The sequence below is a fragment of the Pseudomonas sp. FBCC-B1667 genome, from assembly GCF_059133255.1.
Window position 1 is genome coordinate 6,646,849 of sequence record NZ_CP101437.1, and the last position, 17,027, is coordinate 6,663,875.

Annotated in this window: 14 protein-coding genes and 2 pseudogenes; 4 read left to right on the plus strand and 12 right to left on the minus strand. The window is 57.2% G+C overall.

The window, feature by feature from the left end:
* Window positions 1-79 precede the first annotated feature (79 nt).
* From acs to NL116_RS30735, 7 genes and pseudogenes are all read right to left on the minus strand, one after another.
* Entirely contained in the window at window positions 80-2,035 is a 1,956-nt protein-coding gene (acs, locus tag NL116_RS30705; RefSeq protein WP_494375312.1) for an acetate--CoA ligase, read from the minus strand.
* Window positions 2,036-2,136: 101 nt separating this feature from the next.
* Entirely contained in the window at window positions 2,137-2,880 is a 744-nt protein-coding gene (locus NL116_RS30710; RefSeq protein WP_494378159.1) for a methyl-accepting chemotaxis protein, read from the minus strand.
* A 162-nt stretch (window positions 2,881-3,042) separates the two neighbouring features.
* A pseudogene (locus NL116_RS30715) lies at window positions 3,043-4,074 on the minus strand (cache domain-containing protein); the annotation flags it as partial.
* A 99-nt stretch (window positions 4,075-4,173) separates the two neighbouring features.
* Complete coding sequence (gene exaC / locus NL116_RS30720) at window positions 4,174-5,694, minus strand: acetaldehyde dehydrogenase ExaC (RefSeq protein ID WP_494375313.1); 1,521 nt, start codon at window positions 5,692-5,694, stop codon at window positions 4,174-4,176.
* Window positions 5,695-5,829: 135 nt separating this feature from the next.
* On the minus strand, window positions 5,830-6,657 hold the full coding sequence (gene phnX, locus NL116_RS30725) for a phosphonoacetaldehyde hydrolase (RefSeq protein ID WP_494375314.1): 828 nt from the start codon (window positions 6,655-6,657) through the stop codon (window positions 5,830-5,832).
* A gap of 46 nt (window positions 6,658-6,703) precedes the next feature.
* Window positions 6,704-8,038, minus strand: a complete 1,335-nt coding sequence (locus tag NL116_RS30730; RefSeq protein ID WP_494375315.1) for an MFS transporter — start codon at window positions 8,036-8,038, stop codon at window positions 6,704-6,706.
* A gap of 298 nt (window positions 8,039-8,336) precedes the next feature.
* Window positions 8,337-9,497 carry a 2-aminoethylphosphonate--pyruvate transaminase gene (locus tag NL116_RS30735; protein WP_494375316.1) on the minus strand — a complete coding sequence of 387 codons (1,161 nt, stop codon included), beginning with the start codon at window positions 9,495-9,497 and terminating at the stop codon, window positions 8,337-8,339.
* Between the two features lie 583 nt (window positions 9,498-10,080).
* Between NL116_RS30735 and dadA the strand changes: the two genes are divergently transcribed.
* Window positions 10,081-11,385 (plus strand): D-amino acid dehydrogenase, encoded by a 1,305-nt coding sequence (dadA, locus tag NL116_RS30740; RefSeq protein WP_494375317.1) that lies wholly within the window; start codon window positions 10,081-10,083, stop codon window positions 11,383-11,385.
* Between the two features lie 107 nt (window positions 11,386-11,492).
* The gene (alr, locus tag NL116_RS30745) at window positions 11,493-12,566 is read left to right on the plus strand and encodes an alanine racemase (protein WP_494375318.1); all 1,074 of its coding nucleotides are present in this window, start codon (window positions 11,493-11,495) and stop codon (window positions 12,564-12,566) included.
* A gap of 63 nt (window positions 12,567-12,629) precedes the next feature.
* Here the strand turns inward: alr and NL116_RS30750 are convergent.
* Window positions 12,630-12,950: pseudogene (locus NL116_RS30750) on the minus strand (hypothetical protein); the annotation flags it as partial.
* Window positions 12,951-13,375: 425 nt separating this feature from the next.
* Between NL116_RS30750 and NL116_RS30755 the strand changes: the two are divergent.
* A complete protein-coding gene (locus NL116_RS30755; protein WP_494375319.1) occupies window positions 13,376-13,582 on the plus strand; it encodes a hypothetical protein in 207 nt (68 codons plus the stop codon).
* Between the two features lie 167 nt (window positions 13,583-13,749).
* Here NL116_RS30755 and NL116_RS30760 read toward each other — a convergent pair whose 3' ends face one another.
* The 4 genes from NL116_RS30760 to NL116_RS30775 form a co-directional block, all read right to left on the minus strand.
* Complete coding sequence (locus NL116_RS30760) at window positions 13,750-14,592, minus strand: oxidoreductase (RefSeq protein WP_494375320.1); 843 nt, start codon at window positions 14,590-14,592, stop codon at window positions 13,750-13,752.
* Window positions 14,593-14,659: 67 nt separating this feature from the next.
* Window positions 14,660-15,370 carry an SDR family NAD(P)-dependent oxidoreductase gene (locus tag NL116_RS30765; RefSeq protein ID WP_494375321.1) on the minus strand — a complete coding sequence of 237 codons (711 nt, stop codon included), beginning with the start codon at window positions 15,368-15,370 and terminating at the stop codon, window positions 14,660-14,662.
* Window positions 15,371-15,413: 43 nt separating this feature from the next.
* On the minus strand, window positions 15,414-16,070 hold the full coding sequence (locus NL116_RS30770) for a DsbA family oxidoreductase (protein WP_494375322.1): 657 nt from the start codon (window positions 16,068-16,070) through the stop codon (window positions 15,414-15,416).
* Complete coding sequence (locus NL116_RS30775) at window positions 16,067-16,288, minus strand: tautomerase family protein (RefSeq protein ID WP_494375323.1); 222 nt, start codon at window positions 16,286-16,288, stop codon at window positions 16,067-16,069. The genes NL116_RS30770 and NL116_RS30775 overlap by 4 nt, the downstream gene beginning before the upstream one ends.
* Before the next feature lie 413 nt (window positions 16,289-16,701).
* Between NL116_RS30775 and NL116_RS30780 the strand changes: the two genes are divergently transcribed.
* Entirely contained in the window at window positions 16,702-16,995 is a 294-nt protein-coding gene (locus tag NL116_RS30780) for a DUF3077 domain-containing protein (RefSeq protein ID WP_494375324.1), read from the plus strand.
* The last annotated feature ends 32 nt before the right edge of the window (window positions 16,996-17,027 follow it).

Consider the following 17,027-nt stretch of genomic DNA (forward strand, 5'->3'; position numbering starts at 1 on the left):
AGGGTCTGAAATATCCAGCACGCAAGCCAAGAGCTGGATATTTCTTTTCCACCGGTCGAGCTTGGATAAAGCCTGAGATTTAGGCCGAAGTCATGCTGCGGCGCGTGTCAATCAGTCGCGTCACTACACCCGGATCGGCTAGGGTAGAAATATCCCCCAATCCTTCGTACTCGGATGCAGCGATTTTGCGCAGTATGCGGCGCATGATCTTGCCCGAACGGGTCTTTGGCAGCCCCGGCGCCCACTGGATCACGTCCGGTGAAGCAATCGGACCAATCTCCTTGCGCACCCAGTTTTTCAGTTCCAGGCGCAGTTGCTCAGTCGGCTCTTCGCCATTTTTCAGGGTGACGTAGACATAAATGCCCTGCCCCTTGATGTCGTGCGGCACACCGACCACCGCCGCTTCGGCGACTTTCGGGTGCGCGACCATCGCGCTTTCAATCTCGGCGGTGCCCATGCGGTGGCCGGACACGTTGAGCACGTCATCCACACGACCGGTGATCCAGTAGTAACCATCGGCATCACGACGCGCACCGTCACCGGTGAAATACATGCCGCGGAAGGTCTTGAAGTAGGTATCGACGAAACGGTCATGATCGCCGTACAAGGTACGGGCCTGACCTGGCCACGAATCGAGAATCACCAGGTTGCCCTCGGCAACGCCCTCGATGATGTTACCGAGGTTGTCCACCAGCGCCGGCACCACACCGAAGAACGGACGTGCCGCCGAACCCGGTTTGAGCGCGTGAGCACCCGGCAGAGGGCTCATCATGTTGCCGCCGGTTTCGGTCTGCCACCAGGTATCGACGATCGGGCAACGCTGTTGGCCGATCGTTTCGTAATACCAATTCCACGCTTCCGGGTTGATCGGCTCACCGACCGAACCGAGCAGGCGCAGGCTGCTGCCGTCGGCCCCTTCCACGGCGGCGGTGCCCGAGGCCATCATCGCGCGGATCGCCGTCGGTGCGGTGTAGAGGATGTTGACCTTGTGCTTGTCGACGATCTTCGCCACCCGGGTGATGTCCGGATAGTTCGGCACGCCTTCGAACAGAAGCGTGGTCGCGCCATTGGCCAGCGGGCCGTAGACGATGTAACTGTGGCCAGTGACCCAGCCGACGTCAGCGGTGCACCAGTAGATTTCGCCCGGACGGTAGTCGAACACGCGCTCGTGGGTCATCGCCGCATAGAGCAGGTAACCGCCGGTGGTGTGCTGCACGCCCTTCGGCTTGCCGGTCGAACCGGAGGTGTAAAGGATGAACAGCGCTTCTTCGGCGCCCATCTCTTTTGGCGCGCAGACACTGCCCGCCACTTTCATCAGGTCTTCAAACCAGATGTCGCGATGCTGGTTCCATTTGATATCGCCACCGGTGCGCTTGCACACGATGACTTTCTGGATGCTGCTGGTTTCCGGGTTGGTCAGCGCATCGTCAACGTTGGTCTTGAGCGGGATTTTCTTGCCGGCACGGATGCCTTCGTCAGCAGTGATCACCACTTTGGATTTGCAGTCGATGATGCGGCCGGCCAGGGCTTCCGGCGAGAAACCGCCGAACACCACCGAGTGAATCGCGCCGATCCGGGTGCAGGCCAGCATGGCGACCACGGCTTCGGGAATCATCGGCATATAGATAGTCACCACGTCGCCGCGGTGCACATCCTGGCCGCGCAAGGCGTTGGCGAATTTGCAGACTTGTTCGTGCAGCTCGCGGTAGGTGATGTTGCGACTTTCGGAAGGGTCATCCCCTTCCCAGATGATCGCGATTTGATCGCCGCGCTCGGCCAGATGACGGTCGAGGCAGTTGTAGGAAACGTTCAGGGTGCCGTCGGCGAACCATTTGATGTCGACATGGTGATCGTCGAAAGACGTCTGTTTCACCGTGGTGAAAGGCTTGATCCAGTCGAGGCGCTTGGCTTGCTCGCGCCAGAAGCCGTCCGGGTTGACGACCGACTGCTGGTACATCTTTCGGTAGGTCGCCTCGTCAGTCAGCGTATTGGCCAGAACCTCGGGACGAACAGGATACAGAGAAGCAGCACTCATCTTGCTTACCTCGACAACGATCGAATCGATTTTAATTTTATTTATTTAGGTATGGCGGCCACCGGGCTGTGATGGCCTGTTTACTGGAGCTAGTTTGTTACTCAAATTCTGAATCGGCTAAGCAACGTGTCTTGCTGGCTGACATGGTCTTCCATCGTTGAACATTGACGGACTTGCTGTTCAGCGCCATCCGACACTTCCAGGCCAATGTCGCGAATATTGGTAGTGTTTCGATTGATTTCATCAGTCGTCGCACTCTGTTCTTCGGCCGCGGCGGCAATGTGCAAGTTCATGTCATTGATACGGTAAATCGCGTCACGAATTTGCTCGAGAGTGTCATTGGCAGCATTGGCAACATTGGCAGTCTTGCTAGCAGTCTCGCGACTTTGTTGCATCTGCGTTTGGGCTTGTTTCACACCTGTCTGCAGCTGATCAATCATCAGCCGAATTTCCCGAGTGGATTGTTGAGTGCGCGACGCGAGTGAGCGCACCTCATCAGCCACGACAGCAAACCCTCGTCCCGATTCGCCAGCCCTTGCCGCCTCGATGGCTGCATTGAGCGCGAGCAGATTGGTTTGCTCGGCAATACTGGTGATGACCGCCACGATCGATTCAATACTTTGACTGAGTGTGGACAACTCGTTGATGGCATGGCCTGTATCGTCCATCTCATCGGCAAGGTGATTGATTGCAGCTGTGGATTTGGAGACGAGACTAACGCCTTCCAATGTTTGGACATTGGCTGCGACCGCAGCTTCGGAGGCCGCTTGAGCATTACGTGCCACATCCTCGGCCGTTGTAGCCATCTCGGTCATGGCGGTGGCCAGTTGATCCAATTCCTGCATTTGAACCTGAACGCGATTGGCGGCTTGATTTGCTTCTTGAGAAGTCGCCTTGGTGCTCTTAAGAACTTGTTGAGAGCTATGTTTGATATCGCCAATGAGCGATTTCAGGTTTTGCAGGAATCGATTGAATTCGCCGGCAACCAATGCGACTTCATCTGTGCCGCTTACTTTCAATTGCCGAGTCAAGTCACCGTCTCCTCGATTAATGTCCGCGAGTGACTCTTTGAGTTGTTCGAGCGGCCTAAGCAATCGTTTCACCAGCATGCCTAAAAGAAAGAGGCTGATTAACACGCCGAGGACGGTGCCAATAACGGCTCGCCAACTCAGGGTATGAAGCGCAGCCATGACGATGTCTTGATCCAGCACAACACCGATGTACCAATCCATGCCCTTGAGATCGGTGAGCGGGATGAAGGACACCAGGAGGGACTTTCCGCTGCTGTTGACTTCCTGAAGCTGACTGTCGAGCGGTAGGACGCGTCCTTCGAAAAGTTGGCTGTAGGGTTTGCCATTCAGTTCAGCGTTTGGGTGAGAAATGATGTTGCCACTTTTACTGAGCAGGAACGCGTAACCGGCCCCACCGAAATCCAGTGTATTGATCGCATTGGCAACAGTAGTCAGGCTGATGTCACCGCCGAACACCCCGAGAGAGTGACCCGCATCGCTGATCCGAGCGACAGCCGAGATCAGAATTTCACCTGTGGTGGAGTCCTTATAGGGTTCGGTTAAAACTGCTTGGCTACCGGCTTTGCCAGTCGCATACCAAGGGCGGGTACGACCGTCATAATCGGGTTTTGGATTCCAGGACGCAGTGTTCTTGATGGGTTTTCCGTCGGACTCAAGAGCACCGAATACCAACTTGAATTCATCTTTCAAAATGGGCGAATCGATGATTCTTTGGGTCGCTAGCGGACTGTACTGACTGTCGATCGCCTGGGATGCCAAATCCATCAGACGAAGTTTGCCGTTGAGCCAGTTTTCGATCTGACGTGCTACGGCATTGCTTGACTCGGAGATACTCGACTCGACCTGGATACGCAAAATCGTCCGGATCTGCTCCACCTGGATCAGCGATAGGAGACTGGTCGTCACAAACAGCACACAAGCAGCCGCTAGGCTTACCTTGTAACGGATTTTCATCAAAAGCTCCGAAGGGTCGTTAGCAATCAATTCGGCCACCCGAGTTCGAGGCATCTCGACGCAAGGCTTGCTGTCGAGATGCCTGACCCGATCTGTTACTGAAGAACTGGACCTTGCTGCCTGGGTGACTACGCACGCAGCCGTCACTGAGCCTTAAAAGAAGCCCAGCGGATTGATGTCGTAGCTGACCAACAGATTTTTGGTCTGCTGATAGTGATCGAGCATCATTTTGTGAGTTTCACGGCCGACGCCGGACTTCTTGTAACCGCCAAACGCGGCGTGTGCCGGGTACAAGTGGTAGCAATTGGTCCACACGCGACCAGCCTGGATACCGCGTCCCATGCGATAGGCGCGATTAATGTCGCGGGTCCAGAGGCCGGCACCCAGACCGAACTCGGTGTCGTTGGCAATGGCAAGGGCTTCGGCCTCGTCCTTGAAAGTCGTGACGCCCACCACTGGCCCGAAAATCTCTTCCTGGAACACCCGCATCTTGTTATGGCCTTTGAGCAGGGTCGGTTGAATGTAGTAACCGCTTGCGAGGCCACCCTCCAGCTTCTCCGCCGCGCCGCCAGTAAGGATCTGCGCGCCTTCCTGTTGGGCGATTTCCAGATAGGAGAGGATCTTGTCAAACTGCTGCTCGGACGCCTGAGCACCGACCATGGTGTCGGTGTCCAGTGGGTCGCCGCGTTTGATTTGCGAAACTTTCTTCATCACCACTTGCATGAATTCGTCGTAGATCGACTCTTGCACAAGGGCACGGGACGGGCAGGTGCACACTTCGCCCTGGTTGAAGAACGCCAGCACCAGCCCTTCGGCGGCTTTTTCGATGAAGCTTGGCTCGGCCTGCATGATGTCCTCGAAGAAGATGTTCGGCGACTTGCCACCCAGCTCCACGGTGGACGGAATGATGTTTTCGGCGGCGCATTTCATGATGTGCGAGCCGACCGGAGTCGAGCCGGTAAAAGCAATTTTGGCGATGCGCTTGCTGGTGGCTAGGGCTTCACCGGCTTCGCGGCCAAAACCTTGCACCACATTAAGTACGCCCGGCGGCAGCAGGTCGCCGATCAGTTCGACCAACACGGTAATGCCCAGCGGGGTTTGTTCGGCAGGCTTGAGCACCACGCAATTGCCAGCGGCCAGGGCCGGGGCAAGTTTCCAGGCGGCCATCAGGATCGGAAAGTTCCACGGAATGATTTGCCCGACCACGCCCAGCGGTTCATGGATGTGATAGGCCACGGTGTTACCGTCGATTTCGGCAGCGCTGCCCTCTTGGGCGCGCAGGCAACCGGCGAAATAGCGAAAATGGTCGGCGGCCAAGGGGATATCTGCGTTCAGGGTCTCGCGGATGGCCTTGCCGTTGTCCCAGGTTTCGGTGAGCGCCAAGACCTCAAGGTTTTGCTCGATCCGGTCGGCGATCTTCAACAGGATCAGCGAGCGGGCCTGCACGGAGGTGGCGCCCCACGAATGCGCAGCGGAATGAGCTGCGTCTAGCGCCTTGTCGATATCCTCGGCCGAGGAGCGTGGGAATTCAGCGATCACCTGACCGTTGACCGGCGAAGTGGTTGTGAAATATTGACCATTGACCGGCGCGATGAACTCGCCGCCGATGAAATTGCCGTAGCGAGGTTTGAACGACACGACTGCACCGGGAGTGCCAGGTTGGGCGTATATCATGATGGTTCTCACTTTTGTTATTGGTTGGCTGCTCATTTGCGCCACTGATCTGGCGCACGGGTCAAAGCATGATCCTGCGGTAATCGCCCCTCTATAACCGGTCGCTTCTCGGCGACCAGTCATAGGCAGGAGTGATTAAAACGATTGTGGCGATTCACCACGCGCCAGGCGTGCGTTGATGTCTTCAACCACCCAAGGAAGGTCGAGGATTGTGTCGACGAAGTAGTGCGGGCGTGAGCCTTCGAACATCGCGATGATGCGCGCTCGCTCGATGGCTAACTTGTCCGATGGCATCGCTACGAACTCGTCATAGGTCAGTCCCAACGCATTGCCGGAGCAAGTCAGCGCTACGGTCCACATGCCTGCGCTGCGGCCTTCGAGGATGCCCGGCCACGTGTCATCGACCTTCACGCAAGCGGCGACGTCATCGATACCCAGAGCGATGACGTTGGCTAATGCCTGGGCTGGATGTGGGCGTCCGTTGGGCACTTCATCGGTGGCCACGACGTAATCTGCCACGTAGCCATTTTCCCGAGCCAGCTCCACGACCTTTTCCATCACCACTGCCGGATAACCCGAGCAGGAACCAATCTTCAATCCCTCGTGGCGCAAAATCTCGATGGCTTCAAGCGCTCCCGGAATCAGCGCCGAGTGCAACGCGATCTTCTCGATTTGCAACGGCATGAATCGCTCGTACAGCGCCGTGACGTCATCATCGGTCGGCAGGCGACCGAAGGCAGTATGGAAACGCTCGGCAATCTGCGGCTCATTACACAGCGTGCGGATGTGATCCCATTTACCCATGCCCATAGGGCCACGTGCCTCTTCCAGGGAGACCTTCACACCAAACTCGGCAAAGGCTTCAACAAAAATCTGGGTAGGCGCGAAGGAGCCGAAGTCAACGACGGTACCGGCCCAGTCGAGTACTACGGCTTGCAGTTTGCTAGGTTTCTTGTAATTCATCGGGATGTCTCTCGTAGATGGACCATTGAAAATTAAGTAGCCGAAATCAGCCCTTGGCGCCGGAGACTGCCGGTTGCCCAATCGATTGAAAATTGTCCAGGACTTCCAGTGTTTTCGGCCGACTGTTCCAGAACGGGATCAGCATCACACTGGCCACCAACGCCGCGCCGGTGAACACCAGAAACACCGTGATGGTGTCGAAATAGCCAGGCAGCAGACCGCCGAGGATGGCACCCACCGAGCCACAACCGTTGACGAAACCGGCAGCGGAAGCCGCGCCGTCCTTGCTGCCAAAATCGATCGCGGCCGTGCCGCTGATCATCGAATCCGGCCCATAGAGCGTCATGCCCATCATGAACAGCAGGCCGACCACCATGTACAGGCTGCCGCTTTGCATCGAAGGCACGAACAGCGCCAGACAGACTGTGAGGAGCGCGAGGCTGATGACACACGCTGGCATGCGACGGGCACCGAAGAGTTTGTCCGAGGCATAACCTATGAGGATCGGACCGATGAGACCGGCCAATTCAAAAGCGGTGGGAACGATAGCGGATGCCACTTTTCCTATCGCAGGCATGCGCTCATAAATGATCACTGGTCCCCAGAGCAGGATGGCGTAGCGTGCGGGTTTGAGCAGGAAGTAAGCAACGCCCAGCACCAGCACTGTCCGATTCTTCATTGCACTGCGTAGCCCGACTAAAAGGCTTTCACGGGGTATGCTGGCATCGCTGGCAGGCTCGATCTCAACGGGAGACAAACCTACATCTTCCGGTTTGTTGCGTTGTAGCAGGAAGAACAGCACAGCTACGATCATTACCACGGCGGCGCTGCTGATAAACGCCATGCGCCAGTCATGGTAAATCGAGTAAGCCCACCAACCCGCGAAGGGCGTTGCGACCAGACCACCAAAAGCGTAGCAAGTGCACCAGTAACCCAATACCCGGCCGCGCTCAGCAGTAGTAAAAAAACTGCCAATGTTTTTGCAAAGACCTGACCAGCCAGTGGATTGGGCCAGACCCTGTACCAGGGTGCAGGTAACGAAGATCGGGATGGTGGCGTAGGTCCCCATGACCAATGCCGCCAACGCGGAAATCACTAGACCACTGAGTACTACGACTCTAGGTCCAAAGCGGTCGGAAAAGTTGCCCCAAAGGAACTGCCCCACGGCATAGGCCGCCAGATACAGCGCATCGAGGTTGGCCATGGTGGCCTTTTCAAGCATGAATGTCGGGTCTTCGCCGATGCCGAGTTTGGCGACGGAGAAGGCTTTACGCGTGAAATAGAAGGCAGCGTAGGCCACCCAGGTAATGAGGAAAATCTGTACACGCCAGCGCTGGATTGATTTCCAGCCGCTAGCTGAAGCGCCTGTGATGTTGTTCATGGTCTTCTGATCCCGTGTGGGTTGCCGTACAGCGCAAAAAGTTGTTTTTGTTTTTGTTTTGGGTGCCGCAATCCCGTCCAGGCGAACTGTTTGTAGGGCAGTAGGCGAGGTTTAAGGCTTGAGGCTTCTGGCTTCAGACATCAGATTATGGATGGGCGATATCGCTGGCTCCTGCTCGGCGCTGCCGGGCTGTGAATAACCAGATCCATGGAAAAAAGAGGTCGCCGTAAAGAAGGTGCGTTCCCAACACCCGCCCCGACACACCCAGAGTGGCGGCGACCCAAAAGGGGAAATTTGGTTATGCCGCTTCCATTTCCACGCCCATCTGAAGGAGGCTGTCGGCGATGGCACGCAGCAGCTGGTGGACGATGTGTTCATCGATCTGGCCGATGCAGCCGATGCGGAAACTTTCGGCTACCGTCAGTTTGCCGGGGTAGATGATGAACTGACGTGCTTTGAGTTCATCGTAGAATCGTTTGAACTCAAAGTTTGGATGTTCTGGGCTGAAAAATGTGGTGATGATTGGCGACAGCCAACGATCCTCAAGCAACGTTCTGAAGCCCAGTTTGCGCATGCCTGCGACCAGAACATCGCGATTGCGGGTGTAGCGCGCCAAACGACCATGCACGCCGCCTTCGGCAGTGTGTTGCTCCAAGGCTTTATGGAACGCTACAACGCTGTGGGTCGGCGGCGTGAAACGCCATTGACCAGTGCGCTCCATGTAGACCCACTGCTCATACAGGTCGAGACTGAGTGAATTGGCGCGGCCTTTGGCGGCCTCGATCACGGAGCGGCGGATGATGACGAAACCAAACCCTGGAATACCCTCGATGCATTTGTTGGCAGACGACACCACCACGTCGAAGGCTATTTCATTGACTGTCAAAGGCACGGCACCGAAGGAGCTCATGGCATCGATGATCAGACTCTTGCCATGTGCCTTCACCACATCGGCGATTTCACGCAGTGGATTGAGAATGCCGGAGCTGGTTTCGCAATGGACGATAAAGACATTGGTGACGTCCGGGTTGTCCCTGAGCAGGGCGTCGACTTCCTCGGGCTGCGGCGGCAGGTAATCACCTTTGTCCAAGGTTATGAAGGCGCGACCCAGATACTCGAGGGTCTTGGTGGCGCGTTGGCCGTAGGCGCCATTCATGAGCACTAGTGCTTTACCATCACGAGGGATGGCAGTGCCCAATGCGGCTTCGACCGAGTAGCTGCCGCTGCCTTGCAACGGCACGCAGGCGAAGCTGTCGTCCTCTACGCCTGCCATGCTGAGCAAGTTCTGGCGAACTTCAGCAGTGACTTGATTGAAGGCAACGTCCCATGAACCCCAGTCACGCAGCATGGCCTCCTTGGTGGCTTTGGACGTGGTTAATGGACCTGGGGTCAGCAGGTAGGGTTCACCCAAGGCTGGGGTAGCCAGCGCCTGTGTGGTCGGAAATTCTGCTTTGGTCATGATCTTCTCCGGCGGTGTTGTTTTTGTGAGGAGTGATGCATGGGCCAATAAAAACATTCGCCTAAAAATAACTGAAATCGATTTATCACATGTCACAAACAAGCTGAGCTTATAAGTTGAGCTGTTGATTTTTGCTTCATATGTGAGATTTGCATCGGCTTCAGTTCTAGATCGAGGTTCACGCCTTCCCCCACTTCCCCGGCGTAAACGAAATCCTGAATGGGCGTACCCGTGACGGTGGGAATTCGATCTCATCTGGCAAAACATCCTCCGCGCTCCAAGCGCCGGACCATTGCGGTCGGCTAAGTGCGTCGTCGAAATACGAACTTTTTTCTTCCACAGGTGAAGGCTGGCGCTTCTCAGCCCACCTCTCTAGCAGGATGTGTGCGCTCAATTTTCCTACGTTCAGGCTGCTTCAACTGTTGATGGAAATAGGGGATGCGCCTCCGCCAAAGGCGTTTACGCCGAGAATTATCGCCAAACAAAACTAGTTATATAGTGAAAACCACTGGTTATTCTTTTTTAGACTGCGCCCCTCGAGACCTACAACAATTTCAGCGATTAGCCACTTGAGGGAATGAACATGCGCGTTCTGGTGCTTGGTAGCGGTGTCATCGGTACCGCCAGTGCTTACTATCTGGCCCGTGCCGGGTTTGAAGTGGTGGTGGTGGACCGTCAGCCGGCCGCTGCGATGGAGACCAGTTTCGCCAACGCAGGCCAAGTCTCGCCGGGGTATGCCTCGCCGTGGGCCGCGCCGGGCGTTCCGCTCAAAGCCATCAAGTGGTTGCTGCAGCGCCACGCACCGCTGGCGATCAAGGCCACTGCCGACATCGACCAATACCTGTGGATGGCGCAGATGCTGCGCAACTGCACCGCCAGCCGTTACGCGGTGAACAAGGAGCGCATGGTCCGCCTGTCCGAGTACAGCCGCGACTGCCTCGACGAATTGCGCGCCGAAACCGGCATTGCCTACGAAGGCCGCAGCCTCGGCACGACCCAACTGTTCCGCACCCAGGCCCAACTCGATGGCGCCGAGAAAGACATCGCCGTGCTGAAAGAGTCCGGTGTGCCGTTCGAACTGCTTGACCGCGCCGGCATTGCCCGCGTTGAGCCAGCGCTGGCCAGCGTCACCGACATCCTCGCCGGCGCCCTGCGCCTGCCGAACGACCAGACGGGCGACTGCCAGATGTTCACCACCCGCCTGGCCGAAATGGCGGTGAAGCTGGGTGTGGAATTCCGCTTCGGCCAGGACATTCAGAAACTCGACTACGCCGGTGATCGGATCAACGGCGTGTGGATCGACGGCAAGCTGGAAACCGCGGACCGCTATGTATTGGCCCTCGGCAGCTACTCGCCGCAATTGCTCAAGCCGCTGGGGATCAAGGCGCCGGTGTACCCGCTCAAGGGCTACTCGTTGACCGTGCCGATCACCAACCCGGCGATGGCCCCGACCTCGACCATTCTCGACGAAACCTACAAGGTCGCGATCACCCGTTTCGACAACCGCATCCGCGTCGGCGGCATGGCGGAGATCGCCGGTTTTGACCTGTCTCTGAACCCGCGCCGGCGCGAAACCCTGGAGATGATCGTCAACGACCTTTATCCTCAGGGCGGCGATCTGGCTCAGGCAAGTTTCTGGACCGGTCTGCGTCCGACTACTCCCGACGGCACGCCGATCGTTGGCGCGACACCGTTCAAGAACCTGTTCCTGAACACCGGCCACGGCACGCTCGGCTGGACCATGGCGTGTGGCTCCGGTCGCTTGCTGGCCGACCTGATGGCCAAGAAAACGCCGCAGATCAGCGCCGAAGGCCTTGATATTTCCCGTTATGGCAGTGATTCGTCGGAAACAATAGAGCAGGGCGATCCATCGCCAGTTCACCAATGAGCGAGAACGTATAAGCCAACCCGGCACCAAGCGCTGCGCACGGCCAAATCGCCGTGTGCCAGCGTCGGTTTTTATTTTTCACACTACTGCTAAGAAAGGCTGCCGCCATGCGTCCTGCCCGTGCCCTGATCGACCTTCAAGCCCTGCGCCACAACTTCCGAATCGCCCGTGAAATCACCGGGGCCAAGGCCCTCGCGGTGATCAAGGCGGATGCTTACGGTCACGGTGCGGTGCGTTGCGCCCAGGCGCTGGAAGCCGAGGCCGACGGTTTTGCCGTGGCTTGCATCGAAGAAGCGTTGGAGCTGCGCGCGGCGGGTATTCGGGCGCCGGTGTTGCTGCTGGAAGGGTTCTTCGAAGCCGATGAGTTGGCGCTGATCGTCGAGCATGATTTCTGGTGCGTGGTGCATTCGCTGTGGCAACTCGAAGCGATCGAGAAAGCCACACTGAGCAAGCCGATCACGGTCTGGCTCAAGCTCGATTCGGGCATGCACCGCGTCGGCCTGCACCCAAAGGATTATCAGGACGCCTATCAACGGCTGCTGGCCAGCGGCAAGGTCGCGAAAGTGGTGCTGATGAGTCACTTCGCCCGGGCCGATGAGTTGCACGAACAGGCCAGTGCCGAGCAGGTCGCGGTATTTGAAGCGGCGCGTAAAGGCTTGTCGGCGGAAGTCAGCTTGCGCAACTCACCCGCCGTGTTGGGCTGGCCGCAAATTCCGAGTGATTGGGTTCGCCCCGGCATCATGCTGTATGGCGCAACGCCGTTCGAAGAAGCCAACACCGTGGCCGCTCGCCTGCAACCGGTGATGACCCTGGAATCCAAAGTGATTTGCGTGCGAGAACTGCCGGCCGGCGAGCCGATCGGTTACGGTGCCAAGTTCATTACACCCAAGCCAATGCGCGTTGGCGTGGTCGCCATGGGGTATGCCGACGGTTACCCGCGACATGCACCGACCGGCACGCCGGTCATGGTTGCCGGGCAACGCAGCCAATTGATCGGCCGGGTGTCGATGGACATGCTCTGCGTCGACCTGACCGATATCCCGCAGGCCGGGCTGGGTTCGACCGTCGAGTTGTGGGGTAAAAACATCCTCGCCAGCGACGTGGCCATGGCTGCCGGTACGATTCCGTACCAGATCTTCTGCAACCTGCGTCGGGTCCCAAAACTCTATAAAGAAGCTTGACCGAAGCGTACCGCCCCTCTGTCCAGTTCGTGTTGTAAACAAAAAAATCCGCCCAACCAATACCTAGGCGGCTTTTTTGATGGCAAACGTGAAGGTTCGCTGCGTGATCGAGACATTGCCTGACTTGCCGGCCGCCGCGGCAAACTTCGCCAGGCGCACATCCAGTCGACAAGGGCGTAAATCTTGATCCTCGGCATGCTCCTTATGGCGAATGACGTTGCGCACCATCAGCGAACCCGGGTAGCGGATCGGCTCAGATGGGAAATGGCTGAGCGGACCTTGAACCAGCGGCGAGCGCTTCCAAAGTTTGTGTCTTCCCAAAACCAGCGACGAAAGGATTTGCCCTCCCATATGACATGGACCGACGCCGCTACCGGGATAGCCAAGAGCGGTTCGCGCTCGACATGAATTGTCACTGACTTCCTAGATAGATTGAATGACTGATCCTGGCGAAGAGTGTGTAAAAACGCTCACGGGTCAATGGTTCTGGATTCGGATCCAGCCATTCGCCATGCTCAATCTCCAATCGTTCGTTCTGCGCTTTTTTGTTTTCCGCGTGCGCACGGAGCCCGGCGTGAGCTCAAATGCTTAAGTGAACAGCATTACACCGAAAGGTGGGCCTTTTTCGTTTGTGGGTCTTACGCTCGCCCCTCTCGCGGAAGGATCGCGAATCGCCGCATCCCGTTCGGGTACCGCGCATCTACATCCCTCCTCGAAACGATGAGCGGTTACGGTCGAAAATCTGTGAGGCGGCATAATGGCAGCAGTGCTTATGCACAACCCTCTCCGCCGTTGCGAGCCCCTTTGTAATGAACACCGAACGACGTTACTCGATCATCTTGGAGCACAGCGCCGAGGTGCTGCTTGAACATGCACCCATGGCGCAGATAGAGGCATTTTGGGACGCCAACGATACCCGCTACTTCGGGTTGCGCATGGAGGACGAGCACAGCGCGCACGCACGCGTGATTGTTACGGACGAAGTTCCTGACGACGAAGATGTGGAGTTTTCCTGACTGTAGCGAATGGAATCACGCGCCACCTACGAAAGATCGGGGGGCCGGCCAGATGAAGTTCAGATCGATTTTTCAAATCTGGTGCCCATACCACACATCAAAGCCCTGGTAGAAATACGAGGGCTTTGATGTTTCTGGGTTTCGGATTTTTATACAGCAGCCAGCAATCACTCAAACTCCGTCGAAACCGAAAGATGCTCCCAAGCGTCAATGTCCTCCTGCAGGCGAGCAATCTTTTCACGTACCAATCTCACCGCATCCTTGCCCAGCAATAGATGAACCGGCGGTTTTTCGGCGGCGATCAAGGCCAACAACGCCTGCGCTGCTTTGTGCGGATCACCGGCCTGCCTGCCACTCTTCTCTTCCCGCGCCTTGCGCACCGGATCAAACACCGCGTCATAGTCACTTAAAGTGCGATCGGAACGGATCATCGAGCGCCCCGCCCATTCGGTACGAAATGAACCAGGTGCCACAGCGGTCACGTGGATGCCCAGGTTTTCGACTTCTTTGGCCAACGCTTCGCTGACCCCTTCGAGGGCGAATTTGCTGCCGCTGTAGTAAGCGATGCCCGGCAAGGTGATGAAGCCGGCCATGGAGGTGATGTTGACGATATGTCCGCTGCGCCGTTCTCTCATGCCGGGCAGCACCGCTTTGATCATCGCCACCGCGCCAAACACGTTGACGTCGAACTGGCGTTGCATTTCAGTCAGCGGCGATTCTTCGAGAATGCCTTCGTGACCATAGCCGGCGTTGTTGACCAGCACGTCGATCTGCCCCACCTCGCTCAGGATGTCGGCCACCAACGGCTCGATGGCCGGAAAATCGGTGACGTCGAGCACGAACGCTTTAGCTCGGTGGGCGTCCAGCGCTTCGAACGCGGCACGCTCGGATTCGCGCCGCACCGTGCCAACTACCGTGTGCCCCGCCGCGAGGGCTGCTTGGGAAAAGGCCAGGCCGAAACCTGAGCTGACGCCGGTGATCAGGAAAACCTTGTGAACATGGGTGTTCATGTTGCGCTCTCCAATAAAAACGCCGTCGATAGTGATCGACGGCGCTGTGGACAAGTCAACTCAGGTCTTAGTGACCGGCGCTCTGACCGCCATCGACGTGCAGGATTTCGCCGGTGACGAAGTTGGCGTTGTCCAGATACACAACCGCTTGAGCGATGTCGCTGATTTCGCCCATGTGGCCGACCGGATGCAGACTGCCGAGCGCTGCATGGGTTTCTTCGCCGTGCATCGGGGTCTTGATGATGCCAGGGGAAACCGCGTTCACCCGAATCCCGCGCTTGGCGTACTCAATCGCCAGAGACTTGGTCGCCGCGTTCAAACCACCTTTGGTCAGCGAAGCCAGTACCGACGGCACACCGTCAATCGCGTGGTCGGTCAGGCTGGTGGTGATGCTGACGACGTGGCCTTTGCCGTGTTTTTCCATCTCGGTAATCGCGAGTTGGGTGATGTAGAAGAAGCCATTCAGGTTGACCGACAGCACTGCGGCGTAGTCTTCAGCGGTGTAAGCAGTGAACGGCTTGGCGACGAAGATACCGGCGTTGTTGACCAGGGTGTCGATGCGGCCAAAGCGTGCGACGGCTTCACGGATCACTTGCTGCGCGACAGCCGGGTCGCCGATGTCACCGGCCACGGTGAGGATGTCCGGGTCGGTGGACGGTTTGATCGAACGCGAAGTGGCGACGACTTTGTAATCCAGATCGCGGAAGGCTTTGACCATACCGGCGCCGAGGCCTTGGGATGCGCCAGTGATAACGATGACTTTTTTCGAATTGCTCATGATGAACCTCTACTAATAAATGATGGTTTAAAAAAGTAAGTAATCAGGCTTCGGCGGGGGCCTTGGCCATTTGTCTCAACATCTGTTCGTAGTACTCGACCGACTGCGAACCGGACACCAGGTGGCGGCCGTTCAGCACCATGGCCGGGACCGAGTTGATGCCGTGCTGGCGGTAAAACGCTTCGAGCTCACGCACTTCGTTGGCAAACGCGCCGGACGCCAACACCTCTTGAGCCGCCGCCGCATCCAGTCCCGCTTCAGCAGCCAGACTCACCAACGTCTCGCGATCGCTCGGGTTCTGGCCGTCGGTGAAGTAAGCGCGGAGCAGGATTTTCTTGAGAGCGACCTGCTGCCCTTCCTGCAACGCCCACAACAACAGCCGATGCGCATCAAACGTGTTGTAGAAATGAGTGCGCTTCTCCAGATCGAACGTGAATCCCAGGGCCGCGCCGCGTTCGATCTGCATCGCTTTACCGGCGGCGACATCTGCGGCGGTGCGTCCATATTTGCGCATCAAATGCTCAACCGCTTTTTCACCGACCGCCGGCATATCCGGGTTCAACTCGAAAGGCTTGTAGGTCAGCTCGACCGAAATCTCACCGGCCACGTTCTCGATCGCTTGCTCCAGCGCCGTCGCACCCAAGGCACACCACGGGCACACCACGTCGGAGATGAAATCGATGGAGACGGACGCGGTCATGACTTGTCCTCCGCCTCAGCCAGCTGCTTTCGGTACCGGGTGGTGGTGATGCCGGCGTAGCCCCAGTTATCGGTGTCGACTTCTTCGATCACGATGTGGGTCAGGTGCGGATCCTTCTTCAGGACGCGCTCCAGGGTTTCAGTGATTTCGGCGATCACCTGAGCTTTCTGCTCAGAGGTAACGCCATCGCGGGTGATGCGTACGCTTACGAAAGGCATGAGGAATCTCCAAGTGACCTGCCCTTCGGAATGAATGGGTAGGCGTTGGAGTTCAATGTAGGGCGTTAGCTGGAAGGGATAAAGATGGGAGCGGGAACATCATTAGTTACTTGGTGTAATGATTTCCTCGCTGGAAGGCACTAAAACTGTTTGGTCAAAAATGAATGATCGGCCAACTTCCATTTACTACAACGTTAATGGCGGCTGTGCGTGGGAGATCTTCGGGTCTGCCGGGTTCCTGTATCTCCGGTTTATCAGCCCGCGCACAGCTGCCACCCATTCGCCTGATAACGAACGTGGTAGCTCTAACGTTGATTCAGGAGTTTTTGCTAATGCCCGCTATCGATCCGTCCAAAATTTGCGTTCCCGCTTCACTGGTCCACACACAACCGCCCAAAAACCGGAGGTGCCCAATGACCAATCCCCAAGACCTGAAAACCATCGGCCTCACCCCTTTCTCCTACCACGCCAACGATGCACTGTTCCGCATCAACGCCGGCGTCCCGGTGATCCAGGCTCTCTCTCACGCTTCCGATCTGCTGCACATCGCCAAGCTCCTCGCATCAGATGCCGCCATGGTTCGCGACACCGACCGCCATGCTTGGGCATCGCATTACTTGCAGGACATGAGTAAGGCGATCATCGACGATGTGGTGAAGGTGCTAGCCGCGCCGTGTAACAACCGCGCCAGTAACGTCGCCTCATAATCCAGGCGGCACAAAGCCCCGAATCAATCGGG